This window comes from Pseudomonas asturiensis, from assembly GCF_900143095.1.
GTDB classification, from domain to species: Bacteria; Pseudomonadota; Gammaproteobacteria; order Pseudomonadales; family Pseudomonadaceae; genus Aquipseudomonas; species Aquipseudomonas asturiensis.
Genome location: NZ_FRDA01000025.1, coordinates 63,687 through 79,999 on the forward strand (window position 1 = coordinate 63,687; position 16,313 = coordinate 79,999).

Consider the following 16,313-nt stretch of genomic DNA (forward strand, 5'->3'; position numbering starts at 1 on the left):
GCGCACAAGGCGATTTTACTGACCGAATGCAACACCTGTGGGAGCGAGCTTGCTCGCGAAAGGGCCGGTCCGTCCAATCGAGAGGTTGCGTATGAAACATAGCCTTCGCGAGCAAGCTTCCACACATTCCGGTGTGAAAGCAGAGTTGCCCGCGAATGCGCTTCAGTCAGCCCCTCAAGGATACTTGCGGCGATCCGGTGCTGGCGGGAAGTACTGGTACAGCCACGTTTCGCTCAACGTGCGGTCACCGGTGCGGATGAACATGCGCATTTCCACAGGCTCCACCGAGTCACTGTCCGGCACCCAGTCGAAGGTGATGCGGTAACCCTTGATGTCCGGCAGCACGAGGATGTTGAAATCCTGCACCTTGCCGTGGGAGACCGTGACGATCGGCTCGATGCCGGTCCCTTCGGGCAGGCGATCCAGACCGCCGCCATGGAAGTCCACCGCAAAGCGGCGTGCCCAGGTTTTCGGGTAATGCTCGCCCGGTGCCCAGCCTTCCAGGAAGCCGCCCATACCGGAACGCGTGGCATGAACCTGCGCCAGCGGCGTACTGACCGGCGGCAACGGACTCCAGAACAGCTTGTAGCCGTAGTTCAGCGAGTCGCCCGCCTTGACCGGGGTCTTCGGCGTCCAGAACACCACGATGTTGTCCATCGTCTCGCCGGTTGTAGGCAGTTCCAGCAGGCTGACCTCGCCTTCACCCCACTGCGTGACCGGCTCGACCCACAGGCTCGGGCGACGGCTGTACCAGACCACTGTGTCCTGATAGCTGGAGAATTCGTGATCGCTCTGCACCAGACCGAAACCTTTCGGGTCTTTGTCCGAGAACGCGCTGAACTGCGGTTTGACCGGGTTGTTCAGCGGACGGCAGATCCACTCGCCGTTGCCGCGCCACATCGACAGGCGATCGGAGTCGTGGATCTGCGGGTGAATCGTGTCGCACATGCGGCGCTCGTGGGTCCCGCAGCTGAACATGCTGGTCATCGGCGAGATGCCGAGTTGCTGGATATCCACGCGGGCATTGATGTGCGCATCGATCTCCATCACCACCTGACCGGCCTGGCAGTCGATGTCGAAACGGTACGCGCCGGTCGCGCTCGGCGAGTCGAGCAGGGCGTAGACCACAAAGCGGGTAGCGTTCTTGTCCGGTGTCTCGAACCAGAACTTGGTGAAGTCCGGGAACTCTTCCTGACGCTTGGCATAGCTGTCGATGGCCAGACCGCGTGCAGACAGGCCGTACTGCTTGTTGCTGTCGACTGCGCGGAAATAGCTGGCGCCCAGGAACGAGACCACGTCGTTGATGGCGATTTCAGGCGCCTTGAACAGCTTGAAGCCGGCAAAGCCCAGGTCGCCCTTGACCAGGTTCTTGTCGATGCCGCTGCTTTCGTAGTTGAACAGGTCGTGGCGGAAATGCACCTCGCGCGCCTGCTTATTCTGCGGGTCGACGCTGTACATGCGCACGGGCGTCTTGAAACCCATGCCGACGTGGAAGAAATGCACGTCCAGTTGACCGTGGACGTCTTTCCACAAGGAGTGTTCGGGGTCGTAGCGAATGGCGTTGAACTGCTGCGGCGTCATGTTGGCCAATACCGGTGGCAGCACCTGCTTGGTACTCACATAACCTTTGCTGGCCAGCTTCTTGGCATGGGCCTGCAGCTCGGCGAAATCAAAGTGTTCGATTTCGCCATCGGCTGCTGCTGCCAGTGCGCGAGCGGCAAATAAGCCTGAAGCCGACACGCTGCTATAAGCGGCCAACGCCATGGAAGCTTTCAGGAGATTCCTGCGATTCATAAGGGTGAAGCCTCTAGGTAATTCTGTGCGTCCTGCACAAAAAATGGCGCGCCAACGACTCCTTGCCGAACGCAAACTACCCACAACAGATAACAAAGACGAGATCCGGTTCGAAAATAGGCCGAAAAAAAACGCCGTTCAGGGTGAATGAAAACGGCGTCGGGCGTTTGAAACGGGCGATGTTCAGGTCTGTGTCGGTAGCCCGATCACGCTCATCGCCGCTTGGCGCAAGGCTTGCGAGCGGGTCGGGTGTTGATGGCTGGGCAGCGCGATGTCGTCGGAGGAAGCCGAGAACTCCATGGCCATGCAATATTCAGCAATCATTTCGCTGACCGACGGACCCACCAGATGCACCCCCGAGGACCTCATCGGTGCGCTCATCGGCCAATACGCTGGCGAAACCTTCGGTCTCGTTGTTGACCCCTCATGTCCACCAGTAGCGCACCAGGTGGAAGAAAATCGGTGCGGCGAAACACACCGAATCCAGCCGGTCTAGCATGCCGCCGTGGCCTTCGATCATATGGCCCCAGTCCTTCACGCCCCGGTCACGTTTGATGGCGGACATCACGATGCCGCCAGCAAAGCCCAGCAGGTTGATGAGCAGCGCGATCAGTGCTGACTGCCACGGGTTGAATGGCGTGATCCAGAACAGCGCGCCGCCAATCAGCGAAGCCAGGGCGATGCCGCCGACGAAGCCTTCGACGGTCTTGGACGGCGAGAGGTTGGGCGCGATCTTGCGTTTGCCGAACAGCTTGCCGCACACGTACTGCAGCACGTCCGAGATCTGCACCACGATCACCAGATAGGCAATCAGCAACAGGTTGCGGCCTTCGTAGCCTGCGATTTCCAGCGTCAGCAGGGCTGGCACGTAGGACACACAGAAAACGGCGATCATCAGGCCCCATTGCACCTTCGAGGCTCGCTCCAGGAAGTGTTTGCTGTCGCCACCCAGAGACGCGAGGATCGGCAGCAGCAGAAACACGTAGACCGGAATGAAGATCGAGAACAGCCCGTACCAGTTCATGGCGATCAACACGTACTGCAGCGGCAGCGCCAGATAGAACGCGGCCACCAGCGCGGGGTAGTCGCTGCGCCGGGTCGGCGTCAGGGTCAGGAATTCGCGCAGGGCGTAGAACGACACTGCGTAGAACAGCAGGATGACCGCGCCCTGGCCAAGCCAGAAGGCTATGCCGATCACCAGCACCATGACCCACCACGCGTTGATTCGCGCGTTCAGGTTGTCGATGACCGAGTTCGGTCCGCCTGCCCGGCGTTTGAGTACGTAGCCGATCAGCGAGGCCAGCAGCAGGACAGCGCCGATGCCCATGAACAGCATTTGAGTCTGGTTATCCATTACAGCGGCTCCGGTGCCAGGGCCAGCAGTGCATCACGACTGCGGGCGAGGAATTGCTCTTTGCTTTCTTCACTGTCCAGCCGCAGCGGTGCGCCGAAGCTGGTTGTGCATAACAACGGCAGCGGCAACATGCGGCCCTTGGGCATGACGCGGTTGAGGTTGGATATCCACACTGGCACCAGATCCACCTGGGGATAACTTTGCGCCAGATGAAACAGCCCGCTCTTGAACGGCAGCAGGCCTTCGTCCGGGTTGCGCGTGCCTTCTGGAAACAGGATCAGCGAGTCGCCGTTTTCCAGTGCTTCGAGCATGGGCTGCAAAGGGTTTTTAACGGGCGCATCCGGCGTGGAGCTTCGATTGCGGTCCACCAGCACGCCATTGAACACGCGGTTGATGATGTAGCGGCGCAGCGGGCTGGTTTGCCAGTAATCGGCACCGGCAACAGGCCTGGCCGTCTTGCGCAAGGCAGGTGGCAGCGAAGCCCAGAGCAGCACAAAGTCACCGTGGCTGCTGTGGTTGGCATAGTAGATCCGCTGCCGGGGCTCGGGCGTACAGCCCAGCCACAGGCTGCGAGCGCCGGTGATGCTGCGCGCACCGGCGGTAATGATCGTGGCGACCAGAGGTTCGAACATGACAATTCCTATTGAGCGAAGGACAGCCAGGGAAAGATAAAAATGGCGGCCACCAGCCATAGCAACTGGAGCGCGATATAACGGACCTGCAGTCGCAATTGCCTGAGTGCGCCTTGCGTGCGCAGCCCCCAGGGTCGGCCGCCTTTCTCGATGGGCTGCAGCCTGAGGTCGGCCAGTACCTGATCGAGCTCTTGAGTGCGATCACTCAACTGGCTCGGGCGATCAGCCATGTGCTGGAACAGATCGGCATCGAACGCGACGCGAAACGCCTGGGATTTGGCCAGCCCACCGGTGAGGACCATGCACGCCAGCAACATCATCATCAATACGCTGGCAGAACCAGCCCACAGCTGCATCAGGCCGAACAGCAGGCTTAGCAGCAGCAGGCCAGTGGACAAGTAATCCAGCGACTTGCCACGCCGAAGCAGCGCGGCCACCACATGCAGCTGCATTTCCGATGACATGATTGAGCACTCCTGTGGATAAGTGGTTCCGGTAATGACCTGTGAAAGCTGAGCGTGGCAAGCCTCACCACGACCCCACTACAGCGCTGTCATGGGGCAAGCGACGGCCCGTGGGAGGAGGCTTGCCCGTGATGAGGTCGACGCGGTATTTCAGGAACATCGCGTCATCGTTCATCGCCGGCAAGCCGCCTCCTGCTGGCCCGTGTCATTTCATGGGCCTTGGTGTTTCAGCCAGACACAGGCGCTTTAAATGAAAATCCTGCGAAGTCATTCAAGATATCCACATGGCCACTGCGCAGCACGACACCCGGCCTTGCCTTGCGAATCAACTCGATGGCGTTATCCACAGACCGCGCCCGCCCGCTGTGCAGCAACCATGCGGCCACGGCCATTGCGCTGCGCGAGTATCCCAGGGCGCAGCACACCAGCAGTGGACCATTGGCGCGCAGGCGCTCGATAGCCTCAGCAGCCTGTCGGCATTGCTCGGGGGTCAGTGGCACCAGATCCAGCGCCGCAACCTGTTGATAACTTGTCGAGCCGACACTGAGCGGGATTTCGGCGCACATATCCACAACCGCACTGAATGGCTGCAGCTGTTTTGCATCCGGCACACGACCCAGCCAGATGTTGTCCACAACCTGATCAGGATCGGGCCGTTTTTTTGTCCACAGCCGTGAATTGACCCATGCGCCGATCAGGTAGGGCGCCATCAGCCAGCACGCCGCTGGGGATAACGTTCCGTCTTGGCGCTTCTGGAAACCCGCCGCGTCAAACACCAGATAATTCAGCGCCACCAGCAGCAGGGACATGGCAGGCCATGCCAGCCAGAGCCAGCCGCCGCCCAGGGTGAATACGGGCGTCGCCAGCAGCAGCGCGCCAATGCCGTAGAACAGCGCCAGCTTGAGTCGCTGCGGCTGCCGGGTCAGGCGGGCGGCCAGTAAAGGGCTGCGGCCTTCATCGGGCCAGAACCAGACGCACAGCCAGCCGGCCAGCGCGCCTGTGGGTAAGTCGATGAAGTGATGCTGATACGTCGTCAGTACCGACACGCCGATCAGTGCGAACCAACTGTGCAGCAGCCAGCGCCACGCCACATGAAAATGCCGCGCATAGCGGTCGTAGCAGACCCACAGCACCACCAGCAGCGCAATGTGCAGCGAGGGCGCCTGGTTGAACGGTTTGTCGAATCCGGCCAGCACGGCGAACAGCCAGCCGAACACGCCATCCAGTTCCGGGCGCTCGAAGGTGAAGCGCAGCGGCCAGAGCAGGAAGCAGCTGACGGCGATCACCTGAGCACTGAACAGGCGCAGCGCGTGAGTATCGAGCTCCCGGCGCGTCAGGCAGGCCAGCAGCGAAAAACCGTACAGCAGGTCGATGGACCAGTAGGGCACGATGGTCCAGGCCCAGAACGGCATATGGCTTTCCCAGTCGAACGCCAGGGTGCCGACATCACTGCGCTGGGACGTGTACCAGGTGGCAAAGCCGTAGCTGGCGAAAAAGAACGGTGCCAGCACCAGCAGCCAGACCACCGCTCTTTTCCACAGGCCCCGCTCGCGAACCTTGTTCACTGGATACGCTGCGCAAGGGATACCGTGAAAATCCCCCATTCATCCACGCGCTGGGTGATCTTGCGAAAGCCGGCGGCCTCGACCAGTTGATCCATCTCCGACTGGCTGCGACGACGCATGACCCAGGCCTGCCCCTGACGGTGGCTGGTCAGGGCGCGGGCGATCAGTTCCAGCTGCGGGTGCCAGGGTTGTCCGGTGTACACCAGATAACCGCCAGGCTCGACGGCCGCTGCCAGCCCGGCGAGCGAATCGCCGACCATCTGGTTGCTGGCGAACAGTTCGTAAAGGCCCGATACCACCGCCAGCGTGGGTTTGGGGTCCAGCGCGGCCAGGTCGGCGCGGTCGAAGGCATCGCCCTTGACGAAACGCGCGACGTCTTCCAGGTCTTTCTGTTCGATCAGCAGGCTGCCGTCGCGCACGTTGATGTCGCTGTAGTCACGCAGCAAGATCGACTCGGGCAGCGGGTCGACGCCTTGCAGCGATTCAAGAATGTAACGGCCATGCCCGGCGGCGATATCCACGATACGTACCGGCTTGCCCTGATTGCGCAGGTGCGCCATCGCCAGTCGCAACAATTCCTCGGCGTGGATCTTGCGCTGACGAATCCCGCGCCAGCCGATGGATTGCAGGTAATTCTTGTCGATCATCCGGCCCAGCGCGCCAGTGCCGGTGGGTTTGTTGCGATAAACGTAATCCAGCGTGCTGCCGGAATCGAAACCGGTGTCGAAGCCCAGTTTCACGCCTGTGGATAACTTGCTGCCCAGGCGCATGCTGGCACGCGTCATGCGCCAGTAGAGGTCGCGCAATGAATTGTGCGGCAGCGGCGCGGCCAGCTCTTCGGATTCAGCGCAGGTCACGCCCAGTTTATCGGCGTCCAGCAGGGAAGGTCGCGCCACCGGGGTTTCGAAATTCTGCAGCACGAAGCGCCGCGCACGGCTGATCGCCAGGTGGCGGTCGCGCTCGCCCAGTGTGTCGTGGAAGAAGCCCGGCAGGATGTGTTTTTCCTTGCGCACGCTGCCCAGCCCGTCGAAAAACCGTTCCTGCGGGCCGCGATGCACCACGAAGTCTGCGCCGGAGATCAACAACTGGGTCGGAATCTGGATCGCCTGGGCGTCGGCAACCACTCGGTCGGCGGCTTCGTACAGACCCAGCAGCACATTCACCGAGATGGCCTTGGTGATCAACGGGTCGCTGTCATAAGAGGCGATGCGCTGTGGGTCGTGGCTCAGGAAGCGTGCCTTGACGTAACTGTTGACGAAAAAGTTGCCCTTGAACGTGCGCATCAGCGCCAGACCCGAGCGTGCGAACGGCACGTAAAGCTTGACCTTGAAGGCTGGCGAGGCGAGGACCAGTGAACGGATTTTCGGCGCGTAATCGTGAGCCCAGGTGGCGGCAATGACCGCGCCGACGCTCTGGGCAATCACGGCCATGTTCTCTTCGGGAATATCGAAGGTCACGCTCAGGTGGTCGACGAAAGTCTGCACGTCGCGAACGCTGGTCGCAAAGCTTGGGCTGTCGCCACGTGCGCCGGGCGACTGGCCGTGGCCGCGTGCATCCCAGGCGAAGAAATCGAAGCCCGGCAGGTCCAGTTCATCGACCAGATGGGCGATGCGCCCCGAGTGCTCGTGGCCCCGGTGGAACAACACAATGGCCTGTCGAGGGGCGTCAGCGGTCTGCGTCGTTGCAGGCCAGTGGCGGTAGAACAGCTCTACCCCGTCATGAGTCGTGAAGCGCCGATCATTCATCTCACGCATTGCAACTTCCTTACGCCGGAGGCTTGTGGCTGCTTATTCTTGAGGGGAGGTGGATTCTTCCAGACCGCGCCGAACGCGGTTGTACAGGGTGTAGACCAGCAGCGCGCAGACGATGGCGAGGACGCCATTTATCCACAGGGCGGGCAACCAGCCGACCGCAACGCCTGCGCCCAGTACGCCAAAGACCAGGGCGCGGTCGCTCTTGCCCATGGGGCCGTCGTAGCGTCGGGATGCACCGACCATCGGGCCGAGCACGCCTGCGTATTCCGTGAAGATCGCCAGCAGTGTGACGGCCAGCACCAGTCCGATGCTGACGTCTGGTATCAGGGCAAACGGCAGGAACAGCGCGCTGTCGGCAATCACATCGGTCAATTCGTTGAGGTAAGCCCCGAGTCGGGACTTCTGGCCGAACTCGCGTGCGAGCATGCCATCGATGGCGTTGAGCGCCATGCGCAGGATCATCCACAGCGGGATCAGCGCGAACACGGCGTAATGCGGAATCGACAGCGCGGCGATGGCGCCGACCAGCAAGGACACTGCGCAGGCGGCAAGCGTGACCTGATTGGCGGTCACGCCACGGTCGTACAGGCGCTGCACGGCAGGGCGCAGCAGGTTTTGAAAGCGGGGTTTGAGCTGGTAGATAGAAATCAACGAAGAGCATCCGTGTCTGTGGATAACTACAAAGCCCTGCTGCCATTCAGGCGGCGGCGCAGGCCAGGCCGCTAGTGAAACATAATGTGACCTGTATCACGCACTGCTGTTTGTGCGATGTGTCTCACCGTTGATAAATTCGTGGGCGCGAGGGCTCGCTGAACACGGGTTGAACCTGAAGAAAATTTCACTCCGGTTGTTACATCATAACGCTATGATGCCGGTCATTCAGACAGCCGAAACGGGCCTCCAGCAGGCCGATGGCAATTGTGGGCAGGTTCCGGGGTAGTGATGCGGGTTGATCTGGATGTCGAACACGCAGACCTTGCAGGTCTGCCGCGTTTTCAAATGGCGGCGCGTCAGGTTCGACGTCTCGCGCAGGTCATGTACGTGACCGCAGGGCTTGGCATTGCCGCCGGGGTGCTGGCGTTCTTTGTCGATCTTTTTTCCCCGGGCTCACTGTGGATGGCCGTACTGGTGAACAGTGGCGCGGCCTTGCTGTTGCTGGCCGCTGCCGCGCAATCGGCCAAGAGTGTGTCGGTCTGGCGGAACATGGCGCTGGGTTCGTCCGCGGCGACCGAACCTGAAAGCGATCCCCTCGTTGAGGACGCGGGCTGGTACGAACGTCTGCTGACGCGCCTGAGCCATTCGGGTGAGTCGCTGGTGCGTCAGGTGGGCGCCTCGACACTGTGGCTCGCCGGCTGGGCACTGCTGGTTCTGATCAGTATCCGATCCATCTGGGACCTGACGTTGCCCGGCAACGATATTTCTTCACTGGCCAGCCTGGCAGGCAGCGTGATGCTGTTGCTGGCGTTCGGCTTGCTGGTGTTCGAACGTCAGTTGCACAGCGACACCCAGTGGCCTGAAGCCGAGCCGCTTTGCAGACTGGCGCGCATGGCGATTGTCGTGCTGCTGTCCGGCGCGCTGTGCCTGTTTTTCTCCAGCGCCGACCGGGTCTGGCCAGCACGTCTGGCGGTGTTTATTGGCCTGTTGCCGATGGCGGTTGCTATCGAGTTTCTGCTCCGCGCGGTGCTGTCGCTGTTCAGCCCTCGTAACGAGCGCCTTGAGCCTCGCTTGCTGGCCAGCAGTTTCGTGGCCGATCTGCTGCGCTGGCCACCGCGCCCGCTGCTGGCCTTGCAGCATGAACTGCATAACCGTTTCGGCATCGATCTGCGCCAGATCTGGGCATTCACCTACATGCGTCGGGCCTTTCTGCCGGTGCTGGCGGTCGTGACAGCCTTGGGTTGGGCGCTGACCGGCGTGCATGAAATCCCGCTGCAGGGGCGAGGTATCTATGAACGCTTTGGCAAGCCGGTCGAGGTGTTCGGCCCAGGCCTGCATGCCGGTTTGCCGTGGCCGTTCGGTCGCGTGCTGGCCGTTGAAAATGGTGTGGTTCATGAGCTGGCGACCAGTGTGTCTCCCGCCAGTGACGTGGAGCAGGTGGCCGATCCTGCCGAAGGACCGCCACCGGCCAGCGCCAACCGCCTGTGGGACGCCAGCCACATCAATGAGAAATCCCAGGTCATTGCCAGCAGCGCAGGCGAGAAACAAAGCTTTCAGATCGTCAACATGGACGTGCGTTTCGTTTACCGCATCGGCCTGACGGATGCCGCAGCACTGGCGGCCACCTACAACAGTGCCGATGTGCCTGCGTTGATTCGCAGTACCGCCAGCCGCGTGCTGGTGCACGACTTTGCCTCGCGTACGCTGGATGAACTGCTCGGCGAGCAACGTGGCGGTCTGGCGCAAGACATCGGCGAGGCCGTGCAGGCCGACTTGCAGCGGCTGGACAGCGGCGTGGAAATTCTCGCCACCGTGGTCGAGGCGATTCACCCGCCGGCCGGTGCCGCCAATGCCTATCACGCGGTGCAGGCGGCGCAGATTGGTGCGCAGGCACTGATTTCCCGCGAGCGCGGCGCAGCGAGTGACAAGGCCAACCAGGCGCAACTCAACGCCAGCGTCGCCCATGATCAGGCCAGCGCCACTGCCCGCGAAGTGCTGGCCACGGCACAAGGTGCCGATCTGCAATTCGGCGCCGAGCGCCAGGCGTACAGCAGCGCCGGGCAGGCATTTCTGCTGGAGCATTACCTGACGCGCCTGAATGAAGGGCTGGGCAATGCAAAGCTGCTGATACTCGATCACCGTCTGGGCGGCGACAACGCGCCGACCCTCGACCTGCGTTCCTTCACACCACCGGCAGACCCAACGGCGCCGCGTAAAGCCGCTCAGTAAGGAGTCGTCCCTTGAGTCTGTTCCATCATCATCACGATCACAGCCACCACGATCACAGCGGTCACGGTCACCACCACCATCATCATCATGAAGCGGCGGGTCCGGCTGCGTTTCCATGGCGGCGGGCGAGTCTGGCTGCGGTATTGGTCCTGTTCGCCATCGCCGCAGCAAGCCTGGTGCAGGTGCGCTCGGGCGAGGCGACAGTCGTCACCCGTTTCGGCAACCCGTCCCGCGTACTGCTGGAGCCGGGCCTGAACTGGCGCTGGCCTGCGCCGTTCGAGGCGACCATTCCGGTTGACCTGCGCCTGCGCACGACCTCCAGTGGTCTGCAGGATGTCGGCACCCGTGATGGCTTGCGGATCATCGTTCAGGCTTACGTGGCATGGCAGGTTCAGGGCGACGCGGACAACGTGCAGCGCTTCATGCGTGCGGTGCAGAACCAGCCGGACGAAGCGGCGCGGCAGATCCGCACCTTTGTCGGTTCTGCGCTGGAGACCACGGCCAGCAGCTTCGACCTGTCCAGCTTGATCAATACTGACGCAAACAAAGTGAACATCACGGCGTTCGAGAACCAGTTGCGTCAGCAGATCGATCAGCAGTTGCTCGCCACCTACGGCGTGCGCGTGCTGCAGGTCGGCGTCGAACGCCTGACCTTGCCGTCGGTGACGCTCAACGCCACCGTTGACCGGATGCGTGCCGAGCGCGAAACCATCGCCACCGAACGCACCGCCGTGGGCAAGCGTGAAGCGGCGCAGATTCGCTCGGCAGCCGAGCGCGATGCGCGCATCGTCGAAGCCGACGCGACGGTCAAGGCGGCTGACATCGAGGCGCAATCACGCGTCGAGGCCGCGCAGATTTACGGCCGTGCCTACGCCGGTTCGCCACAGCTCTACAACCTGCTGCGCTCGCTGGATACGCTGGGTACGGTGGTTACGCCCAGCACCCGCCTGATCCTGCGCACCGATGCTGCACCGTTCCGCGTGCTGGTCGATGGTCCGCCGACACTGGACGGCAAGAGTGGATCGCAGCCATGAGCGAGCCTGCTGCCGACACCGCGTCACAGCGTCCAGCCAGTAACGGGCCCTGGCTGCAGGCCAGTCGCCTGGCGTTTCTGGGGTTGTACGGCGTCACGCTGCTGGCGGCGCTGGGCTGGATCACCTCCAACGTGCGCCAGATCGATCCGCAGAATCGTGCCGTGGTCATGCGTTTCGGTGCGCTTGAACGCATCCAGAACGCAGGCTTGCTGACAGCCTGGCCGCAACCCTTCGAACACGTGGTGCTGTTGCCCTCGGCTGATCGAGTGATCGAGCGACGTGTCGAAACCCTGCTGCGCTCGTCAGCGGCCCAGAAGGCGGACGAAATCGCGACGTTGTCGGCACCGATCAGCGACGCGCTGGCAGGCTCGGGCTTTCTGCTGACGGGTGATGCCGGTGTGGTCCAACTGGACGTGACGGTGTTCTACAAGGTCACGGACCCTTATGCCTTCGTGTTGCAGGGCGAGCATGTGCAGCCTGCACTGGATCGGCTGGTCAATCGCAGCGCGGTGGCGCTGGCAGCTGCGCGGGATCTGGACACCATTCTGGTCGCACGGCCTGAACTGATGCGCGCCGACAGCCAGGCAGCAGAGCGACGCGAACGTCTGCGCGGCGATCTGGTGCGCGGCATCAATCAGCGTCTGGCCGCACTGAAAGACGAGGGCATGAGCATCGGCATCGAAGTCGCTCGCGTTGACGTGCAGTCGAGCCTGCCGGCGTCGGCAGTCAATGCGTTCAATGCTGTGCTGACCGCCAGCCAGCAGGCGGATCAAGCGGTGGCCAATGCCCGCACCGATGCCGAAAAACTGACCCAGACCGCCAATCAGCAAGCCGACCGAACCCTGCAGGTGGCGCACGCCCAGGCGTCTGAACGGCTGGCCAGGGCGCAGACGGATACCGCCACGGTGGTCAGCCTGACGCAGTCGGTGCAGAACCGCAGCGACCCCGGCCTGTTGCAACGCCTCTATCGCGAGCGGATTCCCGGCATTCTGCGTCAGGCCGGTTCCGTCACGACGGTCGATCCCAAAGACGATTCCCGCCTGATCATTCAGGGAGCACAACAATGAGTGGCGAAGCCGTTCACACCCACGAACCTGCCAAACCGCACGTAGCCGGCAGCATGTTGAGTGGGGCCGAGCAGCGCAGTGCGGCACGCCAGTTGACGCTGGCGATGCTGGCGTTGGGCTTGCTGGGGCTTGGCCTGATCTGGCGGTTTATTGCGCCCCAGCAGACCGGTGTCAGTCAGCTGCTGCTGGGCGCGGCCTCGCTGTTGGTTGCAATCCCGGTGGTCAGTGCCGGCTGGCACAGCCTGCGGCATCCGAGCCTGCATGGCATCACCGATCAACTGATTGCGCTGGCGATGCTGGGCGCGTGGGCCACAGGCGACCTGATGACTGCCGCCTTGCTGCCCATCATCATGATCTTCGGCCATGTGCTGGAAGAACGCAGTGTGATCGGCTCGCAGGAAGCCATTGAGGCACTGGGCCGCCTGACCCGCAGCCATGCCCGGTTGCTGGCCGCCGATGGCAGTGTTCGCGAGGTCGATAACACAACGCTGAAAGCGGGCGATCAGGTCGAAGTGCGGGCCGGAGATCGGGTTCCGGCGGACGGACGCGTCCTCTCTGGCCAGGCCAGTCTCGACACGTCGTCGATCACCGGTGAGTCGGTGCCGCTGGAGGCGACGGTGGGTGTGGAAGTCTTTGGCGGCGCGATCAACCTTGATGGTCTGCTGCGCATTGAAGTGACACGCATCGGCGAGGAGTCCACGCTGGGCAAGGTCATCGCCCTGATGCAGAGCGCCGAGCGCTCCAAGCCGCCGATCACGCGCCTGCTGGAGCGGTATGCAGGCAGTTATATGGTGCTGGTGTTGCTGATTGCCGCGCTGACCTGGTTCATCACAAACGACGCCCAGGCGATGCTGGCGGTGCTGGTGGCGGCCTGTCCTTGTGCGTTGGTGCTCTCGGCTCCGGCCACCGCCATCGCCGGCATCGCTGTAGCGGCGCGCCACGGTATTCTGATTCGCAGCTCGGCGTTTCTCGAGGAGCTGGCGGACTTGACGTCGCTGGTTGTGGATAAAACCGGGACCCTGACGTTCGGCCGCTTGCGATTGCAGTCGATACAGGCGCGGGGTGCGCAACATCCGCAATTGCTGGAACTGGCGGCCAGCCTTGGGTCTGCCAGCAGTCACCCGGTCAGTCGGGCGCTGGCCGGGCTTGTGGATAAGTCTGCGTTGATGCCGTTGACCGACATTCGCGAGCGTCAGGGGCTGGGTGTGGTGGCGTCGACCGGGCACGGCGATGCGGCGCTGGGTCGTCCCGAGTTGTTCGAGCAACTGGGTATCGTTACCCCGAATGTCCCCGAGCACGACGGACCGCTGGCGGGCCTGTCGCTCAATGGCGAGTTTCTTGCCTGGCTGTTGCTGGCCGACACCCTCAAGCCGGAAGCGCAGGCTGCATTGCAGGCGTTGCGCGAGTTGGGCATGGGCAGGCAACTGCTGCTGACTGGCGACCGCCAGAGTGTGGCTCATCAACTGGCCCGGGAGGTCGGCATTACCGACGTTCACGCGCAGGCGCTGCCGGAAGACAAGCTCAACCGGGTGATGGGCGAGATTGCCAGTGGCTTCAGGCCCATGGTGGTGGGTGACGGCGTCAACGACTCGCTGGCGCTTAAGGCCGGCGTAGTCGGTGTGGCGATGGGGGCGGGCGGTGCAGACATCGCACTGGCCTCGGCCGATATCGTGTTGATCGGCAGTGATCTGCGCCGCTTGGGCACTTGCGTGCGCCTGAGCCGTCAGTGCCGTCAGACCCTGCACGTGAACGTGATCATCGGCCTGGGCTGGACGCTGGCCATCGTCGCACTGGCGGCCTTTGGTCTGCTGGGCGCAGCGGGCGCGATGATTGCTGCCATTTTGCACAACCTCAGTACCTTACTGGTCTTGGGCAATGCCGGGCGTCTGCTACGTTTTCAGGAGCCGCTGATCAAATTGTGAGCGGTTCGCAGGCATGAATAGCAGTCGTCATCCCTGGACCGCTCAGGTCATTGCCGGGTTTTACGTACAAAAAATGGCTTGAGCTTTGAAGAACTCTGTTACAAATTAACGGTGTTATCAGAGTGCGATCCAGATTCAGGCTGTCGTCTGGCGCGAGTCAGTGGGCACAAGGCTGTTCCCCGGAAGTTGATTCAATGCAGTTTCGCCATCGCCATTAGCCTATCGGCCCTTTTGGAGGGCTTGTCCTGGATGCTCTTTTCGAGTTTCTGGATAAGGGGGTGATTTTGTATGCTCACGCAACTTCCGTCGGCCTTGCAGAACCTTCATCTGCCGTTGCGTCTCAAGCTCTGGGACGGGCATCAAATGGACCTGGGGCCTGATCCCAGCGTCACTATCGTGGTCAAAGACCCGCAACTGGTGTCAGATTTCACCCACCCCAGTCTGGACTTGCTGGGCCGCGCATTCGTGGAAGGGCGACTTGAACTTGAGGGCTCCATCCGTGAAGTGGTCAGGGTGTGCGACGAGCTGACTCATGCACTGGTGGAGGATGAAGATTCCGACACGCCGGTACGCACCCGGCACGACAAGGCCACTGACGCCGCCTCGATCTCGTACCACTACGATCTTTCCAATGACTTCTACCAGCTCTGGCTCGACCAGGAGATGGTGTATTCCTGCGCCTACTTCAAGACCGGTAATGAGTCGCTGGAGCAGGCGCAGCAGGACAAATTCCATCACCTGTGCCGCAAACTGCGCCTCACGCGGGGCGAGTATCTGCTGGACGTGGGGTGCGGCTGGGGCGGTCTGGCGCGCTTTGCAGCACGCGAGTATGGCGCCAGGGTCTTTGGAATCACGCTCAGCCGCGAGCAGCTGGCGCTGGCACGTGAGCGTGTGAAGGCTGAAGGGCTGGAGAGTCAGGTCCAGCTTGAGCTGCTCGATTATCGTGATCTGCCGCAAGACGGCCGCTTCGACAAGGTGGTCAGCGTCGGCATGTTCGAGCATGTCGGCCACGCCAACCTGCCGCTGTATTCCCAGCGCCTGTTTGGCGCAGTGAAGGAGGGCGGTCTGGTGATGAACCATGGCATCACTGCCAGACACACCGACGGACGTCCGGTGGGACGCGGGGCGGGTGAGTTCATCGATCGCTACGTATTCCCCAACGGTGAGCTGCCGCACCTGGCGATGATCAGTGCGCATATCAGCGAGGCCGGGCTTGAAGTGGTCGATGTCGAAAGTCTGCGTCCGCACTATGCCATGACCCTGGAGCACTGGAGCGCCCGACTCGAATCCCGCCTCGGCGAAGCCGCTGCCATGGTTGCGGAGCACACGCTGCGCATCTGGCGGCTGTACCTGGCCGGCTGCGCCTACGCATTTGCGCGGGGCTGGATCAACCTGCACCAGATACTGGCGGTGAAGCCGTTTGCGGATGGCGGAACGGGATTGCCGCTGACGCGCGAGGATGTGTATCGGTAATGCAAATGACTGCATAGAAACGGTTGCGCGAACCGTGGGAGATTCTATGGTTGTCATCAAGCCATAATCAGCCCTTTCGGTTGGTACTCGCTCTGATTTTTCAGCAGGGAGAACGCGATCCGAGCGAGCTTACGGCTGAGCATGACAAGCACCTGGGTAGTCGCTTTTCCGCTGCTCAGGTGTTCGTTGTAGAACCCTTTCCAGGTACTTGATCGACAGGCCGACATGGCTGCGTTATGCAGTAATCGACGAACTTCCGAGCACCCTCGCTTGGTTAAGGATCTACGACCATTTTTTTGGCCCGAGTCACTCACCCTCAGATCCATGCCCAAAAAAGCGATGAAAGAATCGCTGCTTTTAAAGTCGCCTCG

Annotated in this window: 13 protein-coding genes and 1 pseudogene; 5 read left to right on the forward strand and 9 right to left on the reverse strand. The window is 62.0% G+C overall.

Features of this window, described 5'->3' with window-relative positions; genetic code table 11:
* Window positions 1–174: 174 nt before the first annotated feature.
* The 8 genes and pseudogenes from BUB69_RS26965 to BUB69_RS27000 all read right to left on the reverse strand — a co-directional run bounded on the left by BUB69_RS26965 (window position 175) and on the right by BUB69_RS27000 (window position 8,214).
* Entirely contained in the window at window positions 175–1,794 is a 1,620-nt protein-coding gene (locus tag BUB69_RS26965) for a glucan biosynthesis protein D (RefSeq protein WP_073172941.1), read from the reverse strand.
* A gap of 183 nt (window positions 1,795–1,977) precedes the next feature.
* Window positions 1,978–2,215: pseudogene (locus BUB69_RS26970) on the reverse strand (dihydrolipoyl dehydrogenase); the annotation flags it as partial.
* A gap of 3 nt (window positions 2,216–2,218) precedes the next feature.
* A complete protein-coding gene (locus tag BUB69_RS26975) occupies window positions 2,219–3,148 on the reverse strand; it encodes a phosphatidate cytidylyltransferase (RefSeq protein ID WP_024686436.1) in 930 nt (309 codons plus the stop codon).
* Window positions 3,148–3,780, reverse strand: a complete 633-nt coding sequence (locus tag BUB69_RS26980) for a lysophospholipid acyltransferase family protein (RefSeq protein WP_073172944.1) — start codon at window positions 3,778–3,780, stop codon at window positions 3,148–3,150. The genes BUB69_RS26975 and BUB69_RS26980 overlap by 1 nt, the downstream gene beginning before the upstream one ends.
* 8 nt (window positions 3,781–3,788) lie before the next feature.
* Window positions 3,789–4,244: a hypothetical protein gene (locus BUB69_RS26985; protein WP_073172947.1), complete on the reverse strand. Its 456-nt coding sequence runs from the start codon at window positions 4,242–4,244 to the stop codon at window positions 3,789–3,791.
* A 227-nt stretch (window positions 4,245–4,471) separates the two neighbouring features.
* Window positions 4,472–5,809 (reverse strand): phosphatase PAP2/dual specificity phosphatase family protein, encoded by a 1,338-nt coding sequence (locus BUB69_RS26990; RefSeq protein WP_073172950.1) that lies wholly within the window; start codon window positions 5,807–5,809, stop codon window positions 4,472–4,474.
* Window positions 5,806–7,563, reverse strand: coding sequence for a bifunctional alpha/beta hydrolase/class I SAM-dependent methyltransferase (locus BUB69_RS26995; RefSeq protein WP_073172954.1), 1,758 nt, complete (start codon window positions 7,561–7,563; stop codon window positions 5,806–5,808). The genes BUB69_RS26990 and BUB69_RS26995 overlap by 4 nt, the downstream gene beginning before the upstream one ends.
* A gap of 33 nt (window positions 7,564–7,596) precedes the next feature.
* Window positions 7,597–8,214 (reverse strand): CDP-alcohol phosphatidyltransferase family protein, encoded by a 618-nt coding sequence (locus tag BUB69_RS27000; RefSeq protein ID WP_073172957.1) that lies wholly within the window; start codon window positions 8,212–8,214, stop codon window positions 7,597–7,599.
* A 291-nt stretch (window positions 8,215–8,505) separates the two neighbouring features.
* Between BUB69_RS27000 and hflK (BUB69_RS27005) the strand changes: the two genes are divergently transcribed.
* From hflK (BUB69_RS27005) to cfaB, 5 genes are all read left to right on the forward strand, one after another.
* Window positions 8,506–10,446, forward strand: a complete 1,941-nt coding sequence (gene hflK, locus BUB69_RS27005; protein WP_073172960.1) for a protease modulator HflK — start codon at window positions 8,506–8,508, stop codon at window positions 10,444–10,446.
* A gap of 11 nt (window positions 10,447–10,457) precedes the next feature.
* Window positions 10,458–11,480, forward strand: coding sequence for a protease modulator HflC (gene hflC, locus BUB69_RS27010; RefSeq protein ID WP_073172963.1), 1,023 nt, complete (start codon window positions 10,458–10,460; stop codon window positions 11,478–11,480).
* Window positions 11,477–12,547 (forward strand): protease modulator HflK, encoded by a 1,071-nt coding sequence (gene hflK / locus BUB69_RS27015; protein ID WP_073172967.1) that lies wholly within the window; start codon window positions 11,477–11,479, stop codon window positions 12,545–12,547. Before hflC ends, hflK (BUB69_RS27015) begins: the two co-directional genes overlap by 4 nt.
* Complete coding sequence (locus BUB69_RS27020) at window positions 12,544–14,469, forward strand: cation-translocating P-type ATPase (RefSeq protein ID WP_073172970.1); 1,926 nt, start codon at window positions 12,544–12,546, stop codon at window positions 14,467–14,469. Before hflK (BUB69_RS27015) ends, BUB69_RS27020 begins: the two co-directional genes overlap by 4 nt.
* 288 nt (window positions 14,470–14,757) lie before the next feature.
* On the forward strand, window positions 14,758–15,942 hold the full coding sequence (gene cfaB, locus BUB69_RS27025) for a C17 cyclopropane fatty acid synthase CfaB (protein WP_073172974.1): 1,185 nt from the start codon (window positions 14,758–14,760) through the stop codon (window positions 15,940–15,942).
* Window positions 15,943–15,998: 56 nt separating this feature from the next.
* Here the strand turns inward: cfaB and BUB69_RS27030 are convergent.
* On the reverse strand, window positions 15,999–16,313 hold a 315-nt coding region (locus BUB69_RS27030), incomplete at its 5' end, for a transposase (protein ID WP_141121917.1).

Bases quoted from the DNA above. Each gene is read 5' to 3' on its own strand.
- BUB69_RS26995 (WP_073172954.1), bottom strand. From the start codon at position 7,563: ATGCGTGAGATGAATGATCGGCGCTTCACGACTCATGACGGGGTAGAG.
- hflK (WP_073172960.1), top strand. From the start codon at position 8,506: ATGCGGGTTGATCTGGATGTCGAACACGCAGACCTTGCAGGTCTGCCG.
- BUB69_RS26965 (WP_073172941.1), bottom strand. From the start codon at position 1,794: ATGAATCGCAGGAATCTCCTGAAAGCTTCCATGGCGTTGGCCGCTTAT.
- BUB69_RS26975 (WP_024686436.1), bottom strand. From the start codon at position 3,148: ATGGATAACCAGACTCAAATGCTGTTCATGGGCATCGGCGCTGTCCTG.
- BUB69_RS26980 (WP_073172944.1), bottom strand. From the start codon at position 3,780: ATGTTCGAACCTCTGGTCGCCACGATCATTACCGCCGGTGCGCGCAGC.
- hflK (WP_073172967.1), top strand. From the start codon at position 11,477: ATGAGCGAGCCTGCTGCCGACACCGCGTCACAGCGTCCAGCCAGTAAC.
- BUB69_RS27020 (WP_073172970.1), top strand. From the start codon at position 12,544: ATGAGTGGCGAAGCCGTTCACACCCACGAACCTGCCAAACCGCACGTA.
- BUB69_RS26985 (WP_073172947.1), bottom strand. From the start codon at position 4,244: ATGTCATCGGAAATGCAGCTGCATGTGGTGGCCGCGCTGCTTCGGCGT.
- cfaB (WP_073172974.1), top strand. From the start codon at position 14,758: ATGCTCACGCAACTTCCGTCGGCCTTGCAGAACCTTCATCTGCCGTTG.